At 29.6% G+C, this 16,668-nt stretch carries 15 protein-coding genes and 1 pseudogene; 12 read left to right on the forward strand and 4 right to left on the reverse strand.

Features of this window, described 5'->3' with window-relative positions; translation table 11 throughout:
• From ACIQ66_RS08335 to ACIQ66_RS08390, 12 genes and pseudogenes are all read left to right on the forward strand, one after another.
• Positions 1-481: pseudogene (locus ACIQ66_RS08335) on the forward strand (lipopolysaccharide core biosynthesis protein rfaS); the annotation flags it as partial.
• A gap of 4 nt (positions 482-485) precedes the next feature.
• Positions 486-1,478: a glycosyltransferase family 2 protein gene (locus ACIQ66_RS08340; RefSeq protein ID WP_396212345.1), complete on the forward strand. Its 993-nt coding sequence runs from the start codon at positions 486-488 to the stop codon at positions 1,476-1,478.
• A 2-nt stretch (positions 1,479-1,480) separates the two neighbouring features.
• Positions 1,481-2,317 (forward strand): glycosyltransferase family 2 protein, encoded by an 837-nt coding sequence (locus ACIQ66_RS08345; RefSeq protein WP_396212346.1) that lies wholly within the window; start codon positions 1,481-1,483, stop codon positions 2,315-2,317.
• Positions 2,314-3,453, forward strand: a complete 1,140-nt coding sequence (locus ACIQ66_RS08350) for a glycosyltransferase family 4 protein (RefSeq protein ID WP_396212347.1) — start codon at positions 2,314-2,316, stop codon at positions 3,451-3,453. Before ACIQ66_RS08345 ends, ACIQ66_RS08350 begins: the two co-directional genes overlap by 4 nt.
• Before the next feature lie 3 nt (positions 3,454-3,456).
• The gene (locus ACIQ66_RS08355; RefSeq protein ID WP_396212348.1) at positions 3,457-4,029 is read left to right on the forward strand and encodes an L-threonylcarbamoyladenylate synthase; all 573 of its coding nucleotides are present in this window, start codon (positions 3,457-3,459) and stop codon (positions 4,027-4,029) included.
• Positions 4,030-4,066: 37 nt separating this feature from the next.
• On the forward strand, positions 4,067-4,441 hold the full coding sequence (locus ACIQ66_RS08360; RefSeq protein ID WP_396212349.1) for a GxxExxY protein: 375 nt from the start codon (positions 4,067-4,069) through the stop codon (positions 4,439-4,441).
• 33 nt (positions 4,442-4,474) lie between these two features.
• A complete protein-coding gene (locus ACIQ66_RS08365) occupies positions 4,475-5,902 on the forward strand; it encodes a CCA tRNA nucleotidyltransferase (protein ID WP_396212382.1) in 1,428 nt (475 codons plus the stop codon).
• Between the two features lie 66 nt (positions 5,903-5,968).
• Positions 5,969-6,256 carry a hypothetical protein gene (locus tag ACIQ66_RS08370; protein ID WP_396212350.1) on the forward strand — a complete coding sequence of 96 codons (288 nt, stop codon included), beginning with the start codon at positions 5,969-5,971 and terminating at the stop codon, positions 6,254-6,256.
• Positions 6,232-6,537 (forward strand): type II toxin-antitoxin system RelE/ParE family toxin, encoded by a 306-nt coding sequence (locus tag ACIQ66_RS08375; RefSeq protein WP_396212351.1) that lies wholly within the window; start codon positions 6,232-6,234, stop codon positions 6,535-6,537. Before ACIQ66_RS08370 ends, ACIQ66_RS08375 begins: the two co-directional genes overlap by 25 nt.
• A 3-nt stretch (positions 6,538-6,540) precedes the next feature.
• Positions 6,541-7,560, forward strand: a complete 1,020-nt coding sequence (locus ACIQ66_RS08380; RefSeq protein WP_396212352.1) for a COX15/CtaA family protein — start codon at positions 6,541-6,543, stop codon at positions 7,558-7,560.
• 42 nt (positions 7,561-7,602) lie between these two features.
• On the forward strand, positions 7,603-8,373 hold the full coding sequence (locus ACIQ66_RS08385) for a CDP-alcohol phosphatidyltransferase family protein (RefSeq protein ID WP_396212353.1): 771 nt from the start codon (positions 7,603-7,605) through the stop codon (positions 8,371-8,373).
• 654 nt (positions 8,374-9,027) lie between these two features.
• On the forward strand, positions 9,028-9,390 hold the full coding sequence (locus ACIQ66_RS08390; RefSeq protein WP_396212354.1) for a hypothetical protein: 363 nt from the start codon (positions 9,028-9,030) through the stop codon (positions 9,388-9,390).
• A 151-nt stretch (positions 9,391-9,541) separates the two neighbouring features.
• Here the strand turns inward: ACIQ66_RS08390 and ACIQ66_RS08395 are convergent, their stop codons facing one another.
• From ACIQ66_RS08395 to ACIQ66_RS08410, 4 genes are all read right to left on the reverse strand, one after another.
• Positions 9,542-11,803, reverse strand: a complete 2,262-nt coding sequence (locus ACIQ66_RS08395; RefSeq protein WP_396212355.1) for an aconitate hydratase — start codon at positions 11,801-11,803, stop codon at positions 9,542-9,544.
• A gap of 245 nt (positions 11,804-12,048) precedes the next feature.
• Positions 12,049-13,002 (reverse strand): AAA family ATPase, encoded by a 954-nt coding sequence (locus ACIQ66_RS08400; protein WP_396212356.1) that lies wholly within the window; start codon positions 13,000-13,002, stop codon positions 12,049-12,051.
• Positions 13,003-13,042: 40 nt separating this feature from the next.
• The gene (locus tag ACIQ66_RS08405; protein WP_396212357.1) at positions 13,043-14,446 is read right to left on the reverse strand and encodes a peptidylprolyl isomerase; all 1,404 of its coding nucleotides are present in this window, start codon (positions 14,444-14,446) and stop codon (positions 13,043-13,045) included.
• A gap of 34 nt (positions 14,447-14,480) precedes the next feature.
• Positions 14,481-16,439 (reverse strand): peptidylprolyl isomerase, encoded by a 1,959-nt coding sequence (locus ACIQ66_RS08410; RefSeq protein WP_396212358.1) that lies wholly within the window; start codon positions 16,437-16,439, stop codon positions 14,481-14,483.
• Between the last annotated feature and the right edge of the window lie 229 nt (positions 16,440-16,668).

Below are 16,668 nucleotides of genomic sequence, written 5' to 3' on the forward strand. Positions count from 1 at the left end.
TGAAAATGAATATGATGTTTTTTTTATTGGTGCTTTAGATGAGAGAATTGATGAAATTTTAAAACTTACAAATAGGCTTTCAAATTATAGAAAAAAGATAATTGTTCAAAATAGGAACAAAAGTAAGCTAGAAAAGTACCAAAATACTGGTATTGAATTAATTGAAAACCCAATTACTTTTGAAGAAGCTCAGACCTTTTTTGAGAGATCTAAAGTTATAATCGATATTCAAAAAACTATTCAAAATGGGTTAACATTTAGAGTCTTTGATGCCATGAGTCATAGAAAAAAATTAATAACTACAAATAAAGACATTATTAATTATGATTTTTACAATCCAAATAATATATTTGTTTGGGACGATAGTATAGAAAAAATACCTGAAACTTTTTTTGAATTGCCATATCAAGAGTTACCAATTCAAATTTTTGAAAAATACAGTATTAAAACTTGGGTAAAAACAATTTTTGAACAAAATTAATTTTATGATAATATCTGTAGCATTATGCACTTACAATGGTGAAAAATTTATAAAGGAGCAAATAGACTCCATTTTGAATCAAACCTTCCCAGTTGATGAAATTATTATCTGTGATGATTGTTCTTCTGATTCAACCGTAACAATACTAGAAGAGTATAAAGGAAAAAAACCTGAATTGTTTAAAATTCATAAAAATGAAACAAATCTTCGTAGTAATAAAAATTTTGAAAAAGCAATTAGTCTAACAACTGGTGATTATATCTTTTTATCAGATCAAGATGATATATGGAGGAATGATAAAGTTGAGAAAATAATGAATGTTTTTTCTAAAAACGAAAAGGCTCAAGGTGTGTTCAGTGATGCAAATTTTATAGATGAAAATAGTGAGTTGATTCATCAAAAAATCTCTCTGTGGGAAAGTGTTTGTTTTTTTCATGATTCTATAAAAGAGACATCAGATTTAAGAAAATCACTATTACATACCAGTAATTTTTTGACCGGTGCAACTTTATGCATAAAAAAAGAAGTAAAAGAATACAGCATTCCTTTTCTTACAATAGAAAATTTTATTCATGATGAATGGTTTGCATATGTCTTAACTCAAAGAAATGCATTATGCTTTAGTACAGAAAAATTAATTTCATACAGATTACATAATAACCAACAACTTGGTGTAGGGAAAATTATAAATCCAAAAAAGTTGTTAGAGGATAATAGAAAAATCAATTCAATAATGATGGGATTATCTGAAACAAAAAAGTTTAATGAATCCAAATCTAAAGTTCGTTTTCTTTATTATCAATATGAAAAATATTTTAACTTACACACAAAATACAATTTACTTCAATTTAAAGAAATTTATGAAGACTTAAGAGTCAAATTTATAGAGTCAAATAATGAAATGAAAAGTAAGTTTCCAATTTTTTATTTTTTTAGAAGATTAAGTGACAAAAAAAAAGGAAAGAGACAAATAAAAAATTATATAGATAATATTTAAAGATGGATAAAGTTTCTATAATTGTACCATGTTTTAATCAAGAAAATTTTCTTGCAGAATGTTTGGAATCAGTTTTAAATCAAAAATACAAAAATTGGGAATGCATAATTGTTAATGATGGTTCTACAGATAAATCAGAAGAAATTGCAATTGAATATTCTGCAAAAGATAATCGTTTCAATTATTTAAACATTAAAAATTCTGGTGTTTCATTTGCACGAAATTATGGAATCAATAATTCAAACGGAGAGTTTATTTTACCTCTAGATGGTGATGACAAAATTGATGAAGATTATATTTTTGAAGCTATAAAAGCATTTAACCATAATCCTTCTCTTAAATTAGTATATTGTAAGGCGAATCTCTTTGGTGAAGAAAATATTTATTGGGATTTACCAAAATATAAATATGAAGATTTTATTTTTCAAAATTGTATTTTTTGCTCAGCAATGTTCAAAAGAATTGATTTTATTAATACTGAAGGCTATGATTTAAAAATGATTTATGGTTATGAAGATTGGGAGTTTTGGATGCAATTATTAGAGAAAAACGATACTGTCTTCAGGATTGATAAAATTTTATTTTTTTACAGACAAACAATAAATTCAAGAAATAATTTCATTAAAAACGAACATAATCATGCTAAAATGATTGATTATATATACAAAAAACATCACTCAAAATATTTCAATCTTTTAGAACTAAACGATTCTGTAAGTAATTTTAGGAAAATATATGATGATATTAGACTTCTTAATAAAATAAAATCCTCAATTTCATATAAAACAATTTATAAAGTTGAGAAAGAAATAAAATCGTTTATAAAAAAACATTTATGAAGATTATATATTACATAAAACTTTTTTATTTAGCAATTTTTGAATTAAAATCTGAAAAAATATTTTTTTTCTTTCCATTTTATCATATGGGAGGAGCAGAGACAGTTCATTTAGATATTTTAAAAGTTTTTGAAAACAAAAAAAATGTATGTCTAATTACTAATGAATCTGTAAATGACCACAATAAAAAGAAATTTGAAAATTTTATTAAAATTATAGAAATAAATAAATTAATAAAAAAAAGGAAGCTAAAAATGCTTGCTTTGAAATTAATTTCAAGAAAAATAAATTCAAACCCAAAAGCAATCGTTTTTGGCTGTAATTCACATTTTTTTTATGACATCATACCCTATTTGAAATCACATGTAAAAATAATCGATTTAATTCATGCATTTTCTTATGAAGAGCCTTACGCAGCAGAAAAGTACAGTATTCCGCATGTAAATAGAATAAATAAAAGAGTAGTATTAGGAAAAAAAACAGTCTCAGATTTTGAAAAATTATATCTAGAAAATAATATTTCTCCAACACAAATTGAAAAAATTAATATAATTAAAAATAAAGTTAGTATACCAATTGAACAACCAAAAAAACAATTTAATGATTCATTAAAAATACTCTTTGTTGGAAGAAATAGCTATGAAAAAAGAGCTTCAATATTTTTTGAAATAGCAAAAGAATGCCAACTTAATAATTTAAATACATCATTTATAGTAATTGGAAACTTTGATAAAAAAACGATAGAAGCCCCATTAAATACAAAGATAATTGGAGAGATAAATGATACTGTTACATTAAATGAATACTATCAATCAAGTGATTTATTACTTATTACATCTAGCAGAGAAGGTTTTCCAATGGTTGTTTTAGAAGGAATGGCATTTGGAGTAGTTCCAATCTGTACTAATGTTGGGGAAATATCTGAATTTATAAATACTACTAATAATAACGGAATAATAATTGAAAATTATACTGATACAAATTTAATTATTTCGGAATTTATAAAACAAATTAAAATAATAGAAGAAGATAGAAATTTGTTATCTAAAATGAGTAATAATGCCTTTGTTACATTAAAAGAAAATTTCAATTTAGCAGAGTTTAATAAAAATTATATAGAATTATTAAATAGTTAAAGAATGACTAACGACATCAACACCGAAATCCAAAAAGCATACGAAGTAATTCAAAATGGTGGCATCATACTTTATCCTACCGATACCGTATGGGGAATTGGTTGTGATGCAACTAATGCAGAAGCTGTTGCCAAAATATATGCACTCAAAAAAAGAGAAGAATCAAAAAGTATGATTGTACTGATGAATGGCGAAAAAATGATGTACAATGTTTTCAAAGATATTCCAGACGTAGCTTGGGAAATCATCGATTTATCCGAAAAACCAACAACTTTAATTCTTGACAATCCCAAAAATGTAGCTCCAAATATTATAGCTGAAGATAAAACATTGGGAATTAGAATTGTAAAAGAACCTTTTTGTTTCAAACTAATGGAACGAATGAAGAAACCTTTGGTATCAACTTCAGCCAATATTTCAGGAATGTTTGCTCCAAAATCGTTCAAAGAAATTGACCCCGAAATTATAAAAGGTGTTGACTATGTAGTAAATTTGCACCAAGATAAAATTTGCAAAAATCCATCAACAATAATAAAACTTTCATTAGATAATCAAGTTAAAATAATACGAAAGTAATTTATTAGCCACAGATTCACAGATTAAAAACCATAAAATGTCAAACTATTTATATGAAGACGATACCTATAAAATTATTGGAGCTTTAATTGAAGTTCACAAAAATCTTGGAAAAGGTTTCTCTGAAATTGTCTATAAAGATGCTTTTGAATATGAGTTATCAAAAATTAATTTTGCTTTTGAAAGAGAAAAAGAATATTTAGTTCATTACAAAGATATTATTTTAAATCATAAATTTTATGCTGATTTTGTTGTTTTAGATAAAATAATAATTGAAATAAAATCAACAGATTCACTACATGAAAAACATATATCTCAATGTTTAAATTATTTACATGTTTCTGGACATAGACTTGCTATTTTAGTCAATTTCAATAAAACTTCACTTGAATACAAAAGAATTATCAAATAAATTTAGAAAATAATCTGTGAATCAGTGGCTACAATAAACTACACCAAAGCACTAAACAATCCAATATTCAAAATAATTGCTCAAGCTAGCAAAGAACTCAACGTTGATAGCTACGTTATTGGTGGTTTTGTTCGTGATTTTTTACTTCAAAGGGATTTCAAAAAAGATATTGATATTGTTGCGGTAGGTTCTGGAATTGATTTGGCTTTGAAAGTTTCCGAATTATTACCTAACAAACCTAAAGTTCAAGTTTTCAAAAACTACGGAACAGCAATGCTTCGCTACAAAGAAATTGATATCGAATTTGTTGGTGCTCGAAAAGAAAGCTACAACCAAGATAGCCGAAATCCAATTGTAGAAAATGGAACATTGGAAGACGACCAAAACCGTCGCGATTTTACCATAAATGCATTGGCTTTTTCTTTGAATGAAAAAAATTATGGCAAACTAGTTGATCCATTCAATGGATTAGCTGATTTGGAAAATAAAATCATAAAAACGCCTTTAAATCCAGACATAACTTACTCAGACGATCCTTTACGAATGTTGCGCGGTATTCGTTTTGCAACGCAATTAAATTTTGAAATTGAAGCCGAATCATTAGAAGCTATTTCTAGAAATAAAGATAGAATAAAGATTATTTCTGGCGAACGAATTGTTGATGAGTTAAACAAAATTATATCTACCGAAAAACCATCAATTGGGTTTTTACATTTATATAAAACCGGACTTTTAGACCTAATTTTACCCGAATTAACAGCCTTAAATAATGTAGATGAAATTGAAGGTCATACGCATAAAAACAACTTTTACCATACGTTAGAAGTAGTCGACAATATTTGTCCAAATACTGAAGATGTTTGGCTTCGTTGGGCTGCATTGTTGCACGATATTGGGAAAGCACCAACAAAACGTTTTACCAAAAAACAAGGTTGGACATTTCACGGACACGAATTTCTAGGTGGAAAAATGGTTAAAAAAATCTTTGAAAGATTACACATGCCATTGAACCAAAAAATGAAATTTGTTCAAAAAATGGTTATGTTGAGTTCTCGACCAATTGTTTTGGCAGAAGATATTGTAACCGATTCTGCTGTAAGACGTTTAGTTTTTGATGCTGGTGAAGATGTAGATCATTTAATGACGCTATGCGAAGCTGATATTACTACCAAAAATCCAGCAAAATTTAAAAAATACCATACTAATTTTGATCTTGTTCGCAAAAAAATTGTTGAAGTTGAAGAACGCGATCATGTGCGCCAATTTCAACCGCCAATTTCTGGTGAAGAAATCATGGAACTATTCAATTTAAAGCCTTCAAAAGAAATCGGAATGTTGAAAGAATCGGTAAAAGAAGCAATTTTAGACGGAAAAATCCCGAATGAATATCAAGCAGCTTACGATTTTGTAATGAAAAGAGCCGAAAATTTAGGATTAAAAAAAGTGGAAAATCATAAGTAAAGATTAACTTTTGTTTTTTCTTAAAAGTCATTCTTTTTTAATAGTTTTACTAAAAAAATAAAATCTATGATAAATTCCGAATTAAAATTAGATTTAATCCAAAAAATAATCGACACAAATGATATTGATTTATTGATGGAACTAAATGATTTATTAGATAATTTTTTTAATGAAGATTCTTTTGTTAATGAACCTTCGGCTGTATATGAAAAAACAGAAAAAGTTCGTGTTTTTAATGAATGGGAACAAGCCAGAATTGATAAAGCTTTAAAACAAATTGAAAATGGCGAGTTTATTTCGGATGAAGAAGCACAAATTGAAATAGAAAAATGGTTCGAAGAGCAAGAAAAATAGTTTGGACAAGATTTGCATTAGAATCCAGAACTTCTATTTTTTTCTATTGGAATAAAAGAAATAAGTCGAATATTTATAGCAAAAAATTAAATTCGCAATTTCAAGATTCTATAAAACAATTATTAGTTTTTCCTGAAAGTTCTTTAAAATCGAACAACGAAAATATTAGACTAAAAATAGCAAGCCATTTTGAAATTATTTATTCTTTTACAGACACACATATTTTCATCATGGATATTTGGAATACAAGACAAAATCCCGAAAATTTTCCAATTAAATAAACAATGAAAACAAATAAATCAGTCATATATTGGCTACTTTCAGGTTGTATTTTACTCTTTATAATGGTTACCGTGGGCGGAATTACGCGTTTGACCAATTCTGGACTTTCCATGACCGATTGGCATTTGGTAACCGACACTTTTCCGCCTTTATCAGAAGAAAAATGGCAAGCAGCTTTTGATGAATACAAGAAATTTCCTGAATATCAAAAAATCAATATTCACAATGATTTTCAACTTTCTGATTATAAATTTATTTATTTCTGGGAATGGTTTCACCGCTTTATTGGAAGAATAATTGGAATGGTTTTTATCATTCCATTCGTATATTTTTTAATCAAAAAGAAATTAAATTCTGAAACAATTAAAAAATGTATTATCCTTTTAGGAATGGGAGCATTTCAAGGATTTTTAGGTTGGTTTATGGTTAAAAGCGGATTAGTTGATAATCCTGATGTGAGTCATTTTAGATTAGCTTTACACCTAACTTTTGCATTTATAACTTTTGCCTACACTTTATGGGTGGCATTAGATTTAATTTATCCAGACAAAAAAGAAGTCAACACAACTTTAAGAAAATATGCTCGAATTGCCATTGTTTTTCTAATAATACAAATCATTTATGGCGGATTTGTAGCAGGATTAAACGCGGGTTTGATACACAACCATTGGCCCTTAATGAGCGATGGACAATTCTTTCATGAAAGCATCATTTTAGAAAAATATTCTTGGCTATTACGATTGACAGAAGGTAAAAGTGGTGTTCAGTTTGTTCACAGAACAATGGCTTATGTTGTTGTTGGATTAATTCTATTTTTATATTTTAAAAGTAAAAAATTTGCACTTTCAACACAACAGAAAAATGGATTAAACCTATTGATTTTTATAGTATTTTTGCAATTTACATTGGGTGTTTTAACCTTGTTATTAGGCGTTCCATTGTGGTTAGGATTAACACATCAAATAATGGCTTTTATTTTGTTAGCAACCATGACTTATACGTTACATCGCCTTTCAAAATAAATTTTCAGACTATATTGTCGCAGTTCTATTTAGAAACTTTAAATGTCAAAACTTTCAGCTCAAGATAAATTTCTTGACTTATCAGATTACGGAAGACCATTCGGAAAATTCCTTGCTAATCAACTTAAAAGTACACACTTCACTCCTATTCACGTAACCATATTATTTGGAATTTCGGGTTTAATTGCGATTTATTGTATTCTCACACATCAATATTTTTGGGCTGCATTTTTTATAATTCTAAAATCCGGAATTGATGCTGCCGATGGCGAATTGGCAAGACTCAAGAACACACCTTCTTATTTTGGAAGATATTTAGACAGTGTTTTCGATATCATCTTGAACTTTCTATTTCTTATGACCATCTGTTATGTGTCAAAAACGACTATTTGGCTTAGTTTACTAGCTTTTATAGCAATTCAATTGCAAGGAACATTATACAATTATTATTATGTTATTTTGAGAAATAAATCGGTTGGAGGTGATTCAACAAGCAAAATTTTTGAATACAAATCACCGAAAGCTTTACCAGGAGAAACGCAGCAATCTGTTGATATATTATTTGGAATATATACTGTGGTTTATGGCGCTTTCGATAAAATAATTCACTTTTTAGATAAAGATGCTTACAAAGTAAAAACGTTTCCTAATTGGTTCATGACATTGCTTTCACTATACGGATTAGGCTTTCAGCTATTGATTATTGCCATTATGTTGCCATTAGGATTCATTGAAAACATTGCCCCTTTCTTTATATTTTATACTATTTTTACCTTTGTTTTAATCTTAATTAGAAGAAAAATAATCTTTTAGAGTATTTTACGAGTTGTATCTAACTGAATAACTATTTATAAAAATCAACTCAAAATATTATATTTATAAATTGAAATAAAATTCATATAATGAAAATACTATCAAAACTAAAGTTCTAGTCATAGGCTTCTTATCATTACTAAATACAACTGCTTTTTCACAAGAAAAACACCTAAAAAATACTCAAAAACTAACTTTTGGTGGCGATAATGCATAAGCCTACTTTAGTCCAGACAGTAAGAAACTTGCTCTACAAATTACTAACAAAGCATTTGGCGTTTTATGTGATCAAATTTATTCAATTGATTTAACCGAAAAAGAATTTACAGCTATATGAAATAATTGGCAAAACTAAGTTTAGCAGAAGAAGTCGCCATTGTTTATATAAGAAATGGCGAAACCAAAACTACAACTGCAAATTTGTAATAATCAAAATAATCTATTCTAAAAATACACTAAAATTTATAGCGTATTTTTTTTACTTGGAAACATATTTTGTAAGTTTAATCATTATTTTTATTGAAATAACATGTATTTAATCGATTAATTTGTGATATAATCGTTACATTTATTAGATTTGTTATAGTCAAAAAACAAAATAATCATTTAGCTATTTTCCCCAAATCTATCTAAAGATTAAAACCTACTAATGCCATGAGAAAAATTGTATTCTTATATTTTCTTGTAAGCCAATTTGCGTTATCGCAATCAAAATCAGCTCCTGTAATATACAAATACGGGCAAAACGGAATCGAGCTAATAGCCAAAAACAATAATGAAACAATTGTCATTAGCACATTTCAAGCTAAAGTCACCATAAAAGAAGAAATAGCTGCAAAATTGTTTTCGTATTACCAACAAAACAAGGATAAAGAGAGTGGCGTAATCACAATTGAAGGCGATAAAGCTAAAATAACTGGAACCTATACCGTTAAGAAAAAAGGCACATTAACATCAGTTGATTTTAGATATGATAAAGTAGAATGGCAAGATGGTCTAGTTGAAGTATCGGAGTAAATAGTTTCTTTGATTTTTTTTTGTAAAAAATGCTTACTAGCAATATTGAAAGGTTTTTTATTTAAATATTCCCAAAACTACTAACATAAAAAAACTCCTAAGTTTCCCTAGGAGTTTACATTTGTAAAAATGTATTACTAACCAATATTAATTAAGCATTGGCAGCAATCAGGTTTAAGGCAGAACCCGCTACAAACCAACCAATTTGGCTTTCGTTATAGGTGTGATTTGCCAAAATTATATCTTTTGAACCATCAGCATGAACAAATTCTAATGTCAATGGTTTTCCTGGTGCAAATTCTGTTAAATCTAAGAAATTGATAGTATCATTTTCTTGAATTTTATCATAATCAGCTTCGTTAGCAAACGTTAAAGCCAACATACCTTGTTTTTTCAAATTCGTTTCGTGAATACGAGCAAACGATTTAACTAAAACTGCTTTTACACCTAAGAAACGTGGCTCCATCGCTGCATGCTCACGAGAAGAACCTTCACCATAGTTTTGATCTCCCACCACAATAGATGGAACACCAGCTGCTTTGTAAGCTCTTGCAACAGAAGGAACAGCAGCATATTCACCCGTTAATTGATTTTTAACTTTATTAGCTTCTTGGTTATAAGCATTTACTGCACCAATCAGCATATTGTTAGAAATATTATCTAAATGTCCACGGAAACGCAACCATGGTCCAGCCATAGAAATATGGTCGGTTGTACATTTTCCGAACGCTTTTATCAAAAGTTTTGCTCCTGAAATATTTTTCCCATTCCAAGCATCAAATGGTGCCAAAAGTTGTAAACGATCAGAAGTTTCAGAAACAGCAACAACTACTCCACTTCCATCAGCCGCTGGCGCCTGAAAACCTGCATCTTCAACATCAAAACCTCTTTTTGGCAATTCATCACCTGTTGGAGGATTTAATTTTACAGCTTCACCCTTATCATTTAATAAAGTATCTGTTAAAGGATTAAAAGACAAATCCCCCGAAATTGCCAAAGCAGCGACCATTTCTGGAGAAGTTACAAAAGCATGTGTATTTGGGTTTCCATCAGCACGTTTCGAGAAATTTCTGTTGAACGAGTGAACAATAGTATTTTTTTCTCCTTTGTCTGCTCCTGCTCTATCCCATTGACCGATACAAGGTCCGCAAGCATTGGTAAATACTTTTGTTCCCATTTTTTCGAAAGTAGCGATAATTCCGTCTCTTTCAATAGTGTAACGAATTTGCTCTGAACCAGGATTGATTCCGAATTCAGCTTTTGGAGTAATTCCGTGTGCAACAGCTTGTTCTACAATTGAAGCAGCACGTGCCATATCTTCATAAGATGAGTTAGTACAAGAACCTATTAATCCCCATTCTACTTTAAGAGGCCAATCATTTTTAGCGGCTTCTTCTTTCATTTTAGAAACTGGTGTTCCTCTATCTGGCGTAAATGGACCGTTTATATGTGGCTCTAATTCAGATAAATTAATTTCGATTAATTCATCAAAATATTGACTTGGATTAGCATATACTTCAGCATCACCCGTTAAATAGTCAGCTACTTTATCGGCAGCATCAACCACATCTTGACGACCTGTTGCGGCTAAATATCTTCTCATCGAATCATCATATCCGAAAGTTGAAGTTGTTGCTCCAATTTCTGCACCCATGTTACAAATAGTTCCTTTTCCTGTACATGACATATTGATTGCACCTTCTCCAAAGTATTCTACAATCGCCCCAGTTCCACCTTTTACAGTAAGAATATCAGCCACTTTTAGAATAACGTCTTTTGGAGCCGTCCAGCCATTTAATTTTCCTGTCAATTTAACTCCGATAAGTTTAGGAAATTTCAATTCCCAAGACATTCCAGACATTACATCAACCGCATCAGCACCACCAACACCAATAGCTAGCATACCTAATCCACCAGCGTTTACAGTATGTGAATCGGTACCAATCATCATTCCACCAGGAAATGCATAATTTTCTAAAACAATTTGGTGAATAATTCCAGAACCTGGTTTCCAAAAACCAATTCCGTATTTATTAGAAACAGAAGAAAGAAAATCAAAAACTTCTTTTGATTGTGAATTAGCTACTGCTAAATCGGTTGTAGCACCAACTTTTGCTTGAATTAAGTGGTCACAGTGCACTGTTGTTGGAACAGCCACTGTTTTCTTTCCAGCGTGCATGAATTGCAATAATGCCATTTGAGCAGTTGCATCTTGGCAAGCTACTCTATCAGGAGCAAAATCAACATAATCTTTTCCTCTTGAAAAAGCTTGAGAAGGCGTTCCATCCCATAAGTGAGAATATAAAATCTTTTCAGAAAGTGTCAATGGACGACCTACTAGTTCACGTGCTTTATCTACACGCTCAGCCATAGTTCCATAAACTTTTTTAATCATTTCAATATCAAAAGCCATGATAATTTTTTTTAATGTTTGCAGCACAAAATTACGAAAACGTTGTACCATTAAAAAATTTTTAACTAAATATCTTTATGGCACTAAATAATTTACGAAAACAAGAATTTTGCTATATCATTTTTATCAAAATCATATTTAAAGAAGCAAAAATTGATAACTAATAAGTTTTGATTAAATATACAAAACAAAAAACTCCTAAAAACAATCATTGTTCTTAGGAGTTTCATTCAATATCTTTAAAATCACATCAACTTTTCGATAATCATTTCTTCGGTAATTCCTTCGGCGTCTGCTTTGTAGTTTTTGATGATTCTATGTCTTAGAATTCCAACTGAAACTGCTTTTACATCTTCAATATCTGGAGAAAATTTTCCGTTGAATGCTGCATTGGCTTTGGCAGCCAAAATTAAATTTTGTGAAGCTCTTGGTCCTGCTCCCCAATCTAAATAATTAGTTACATACTCATTAGATAATGGCGAATTTGGTCTCGTTTTTCCAACCAAAGTAACTGCATATTCAATCACATTATCAGCAACTGGAATTCTACGAATTAAATGCTGAAAATCGATAATTTCTTGTCCTGTAAAAAGAGGATTTATGGTTGGCTTAGCATCAGAAGTCGTGCTTTTTACAACTTGAACTTCTTCTTCAAAAGATGGATAATCTAGCTTAATTGCAAACATAAAACGGTCTAATTGCGCTTCTGGCAAAGGATAAGTTCCTTCTTGCTCAATTGGGTTTTGTGTTGCTAAAACGAAATAAGGTAAATCCAATTTATAATTTTGTCCTGCAATAGTAACGGCACGTTCTTGCATAGCTTCTAGTAAAGCAGCTTGGGTTTTTGGTGGCGTTCTGTTAATCTCATCAGCTAAAATTATATTAGAAAAAATAGGCCCTTTAATAAATTTGAATTGACGATTTTCATCCAAAATTTCACTTCCTAAAATATCAGAAGGCATCAAATCTGGTGTAAACTGAATTCTCTTAAAATCCAAACCTAAAGCTTGAGAAATAGTATTAACCATTAAGGTTTTTGCCAATCCAGGAACACCAACTAACAAAGCGTGTCCACCAGAAAAAATACTTAATAAAATCTGATCAACAACATCATCTTGACCTACAATTATTTTGGAAATCTCTTTTTTAAGCTCAATTCTTTTTTGAACTAGATTTTGTATTGCTGTTACGTCGGACATTCTTATAGTAGATATTAGATTTTAAATATTAGATATAAAGTTACTTTTTAAGCCAATTATTGGCAAATTCACAATCTCTATATTCGTTGTTTATTTTTACGTAAGTTTCTTTAATTTTTTCTTCAGACCATTTAGCAATAGCGTTGATTTGCTTTTCTTTCAAAGCTAACTCTTTAATTTTTAAATAATCTTTAGCATAATCAGCTGCGTGTTCATCAATTTTATTGGTAACAGTAACTATTTTATATTTTTTCCTTTGAGATTGATCTGTGTCAATAATTGCATTAGAAACATCTCCTGCTTTAAGGTTAGAAACTTGTGAATAAAAACTCGGATCCATTTTGGTCAATTCAAACTTGGTATCTTGTGTTTTAGGATTTATTAAAACACCACCATTTGCTTTGGTCTCTTTTTCGTCAGATTCTGCTCTTGCTGCATCAGCAAAAGTGATTTCTTTATTCTCAATTTTTTTCTTGATTTGAACTATTTTTTCTTTAGCATCTTTTAATGCTTGGTCAGTAACATTTGGAGATAATAATATATGACGCAATTCTACTTCTTGTCCTTTTATTTTATCAATCATTATGATGTGAAAACCATAAGTAGTTTCAAAAGGATCAGATATTTCACCTTCAGCAAGACTAAATGCTACATCTTTAAATTCTTTAACAAAAGGAGTTTTACGATTCATCTTATAATAACCACCATTGGTACTTGAGCCAGGATCTTGAGAATATAAAACCGCTTTGGTTGCAAAACTTGAACCTTCGAGAACTTCTTTTTTAAATTGTTTTAGTTTATCAATTACTTTTTGCTTGTCTTCATCCGTAATTTTTGGATGGATTACAATTTGTGAAACTTCTACTTCTGCCCCAAAAGTTGGTCTTTCGTTTTCCGGAATTTTTTTGTAAAAATTTCTAACTTCTTCAGGTGTTATCGTAACTTCATCAACAATTTTACGTTGCATTTCGGAAGTAAGTTTATTCATTTTAATAATTTCCGACAAATCAGCTCTGAAATCTTCTTCGGAATTCTTCTTGAAATAAGCTATCGTTTTTTCCATTGAACCTAATTGTTCAACCATATAGGCTAGTTGTTCTTCTAGCTTTGTTTTTACTTCGGCATCGGTAACAATGATACTATCTTGAACTGCTTGATGTGCATATAATCTGTCTTCAAGTAACTTTCCTAACATTTGACAACGACTAATATCTTTAATTGAATTTCCTTGACTAGTAAGCTCAAGAAAATTTTTATCAATATCAGAATCTAAAACAAGATAATCGCCAACTGTTGCAATAATTCCGTCAATTTTTTGCTTTTTTCCAGAAAATACAGTTTGTTTTTTTAATGTGTCAGCAACAACTTCTTGAGCAACAATTGAAAAATTAGTCAATAGTAATGCTAAAGCGATTAGGAAATTTTTAATAGTATTGAATTTCATATGTTTTACTTAAAGCAATTAAATTTATTGCTAATTATTTTTTTAATTGTTGTTTTACTTTTTCAAAAACATCTTGATTTACTTTTACAATAAATTCTTTCTTCAAATCTCCAACCCAATTTTGTTCTAAATATTGTTGGTAATCATTGATAGCTTTTCCTTTACATTCTTCAAGAGTCTTTGGTCCAGATGGAAGAACTTTATTAACTTTTACAACAAAATAATGTTCTCCGTCTTGAATAATTTCTGAAATACCCTCTTCTAATTTTACATTTTTAGGCAATGCATTATTTCCTTCTTCAAAAACACCAGCGTTTGACATTACTTCAACTTTATCTTTCGGATTTAGTTGTTCTTTAATTTTATCATCAGAAACAGCAGCTTTTGCTAATTTATGTGCTTTTTTTATATAATCCATTTTGGTTGAAGAAAAAACAACTACATCATAACGGTTTTTCCACATATAATTATTTTTTCTAGCTTCATAAAAAGCACTCAAACCAACGGTATCCGTTTTTGATTTTTCCCAAATTTCTTTGTCCATCAGGTCAAAAAGAAGTAAACCATCTCGGTATTCTTCCATTACATTAGCAAAATCAGGAAATTCGTTTTCAAGATTATTATTATAATAGGTGTTTAATTGATCATCAACAAATTTAGCGTAAACGTTATCGACCCATTTAGAAACAGGTTTGATTTTGCTAGCCGATTTTTGATTCGTTTTGATAAAATTCAAGAAATCGGTTCCAGTCAACGATTTTTCTTTTATTGCAAAAAGTCTTCCATCATATAGTTTGGTTTCTTTGGGCAAATCCCATTTGTTAACATAAACACTATCAGTAACGGCTTTTACAGCATTTGCATATACTTTTTTATCTAATTTTATTGGGTATTTAAGTTTTAATTTTTCGGTTAAAGAATTAGTAATTAATCTTGAACGATCATCTTTACTAACTTTATTTTCCAATTCCGACTTCATTTCTTCCAAAGTTTTTAATGGAAATTTCTCTAGCAATTTTACAATATGCCAACCATATTTACTTTGAAAAGGTTCAGAAATTTGACCTTTAGATGTCATTCCAAAAGCAACATTTTCAAACTCTTCTGAACTTAATTGCCCTGAACCAAAACGATTTAACTCGCCACCTTTAGACGAAGAAGATTTGTCTTCTGAAAATTGTTTAGCCAAACTATCAAAACTTTCACCTTGATTTAATTTTTTATAAATATCATCAATCTTAATTTTGGCAGTTGGAGCATCTTCTGGTTTTTCAGGATTTAAAACCATTATGTGTGCAACCAAAACTTCACCACGATTGTCACGAATGTCATCTACTTTGATAATATGGTAACCAAAACGTGTTCTTACTGGATTTGAAACTTTTCCAACTGGCGTTTTATAAGCAGCCGACTCAAAAGGATAAATCATTCTGAAAGCCGAAAAATAACCCAAGTTACCTTTGTTTTCTTTAGCAGATGGATCTTGTGAAAATTGTTGCGCAAGTGTTCCAAAATCTTCTCCTTTTGCGACTCTTTCTCTAATGTCTTTAATTTTATTGAATGCAACCAATGTATCTTCTGGAGAAGCATTTTCTTCGACCGTTATAAGAATGTGTGAAGCCTTAACTTCTTTCAAATAACGATTGTGTCCTTCTTCAACAAGTTCTTTAGTTACCTTAGAATCAGACAAATAATTTTTAGAAAGTTGCGTTCTGTATGTTTTTAATTCGTTTTTATAATTTTCACCATTTTGCAAGCCCAATTTGTTTGCTTTATTGATTTTTAGCTTATAACCAACAAATAACTCAAGGTATTGGTTCAAATCTTTTTGAGATTCATCCTTAACCAAATCTAAATTCTTATTGTAAACTCTTGAAAATTCGTCGGTATAATACGGTGTATTATCAATTGTAAACAAAACTTCTTTAGTGTTTTTTTGTGCGTAACTAATTAAATTTAAGGAAAGTAAAACTCCTAAAAACAACTGCTTCATTTTCATTTATATTAAAATTAAATATTTTGTATTAACTAAATTTCTATTTGCTAATTAAAAGCCAACAAAAATAACAATTCAAACGCATTAAACAATAATAGCCGTTACTATTAACAAAAATTTATTAACAAAAAGTAGTTGCAATATGGAAGTTAGAAGTTGGAAGTTGGAAGTTTGTGGTTTAGAGATTGAATTTACCATTTGTAATATAGAATTTGCTACTTTTGCA

It is taken from the genome of Flavobacterium sp. (assembly GCF_044377315.1).
GTDB lineage: Bacteria > Bacteroidota > Bacteroidia > Flavobacteriales > Flavobacteriaceae > Flavobacterium.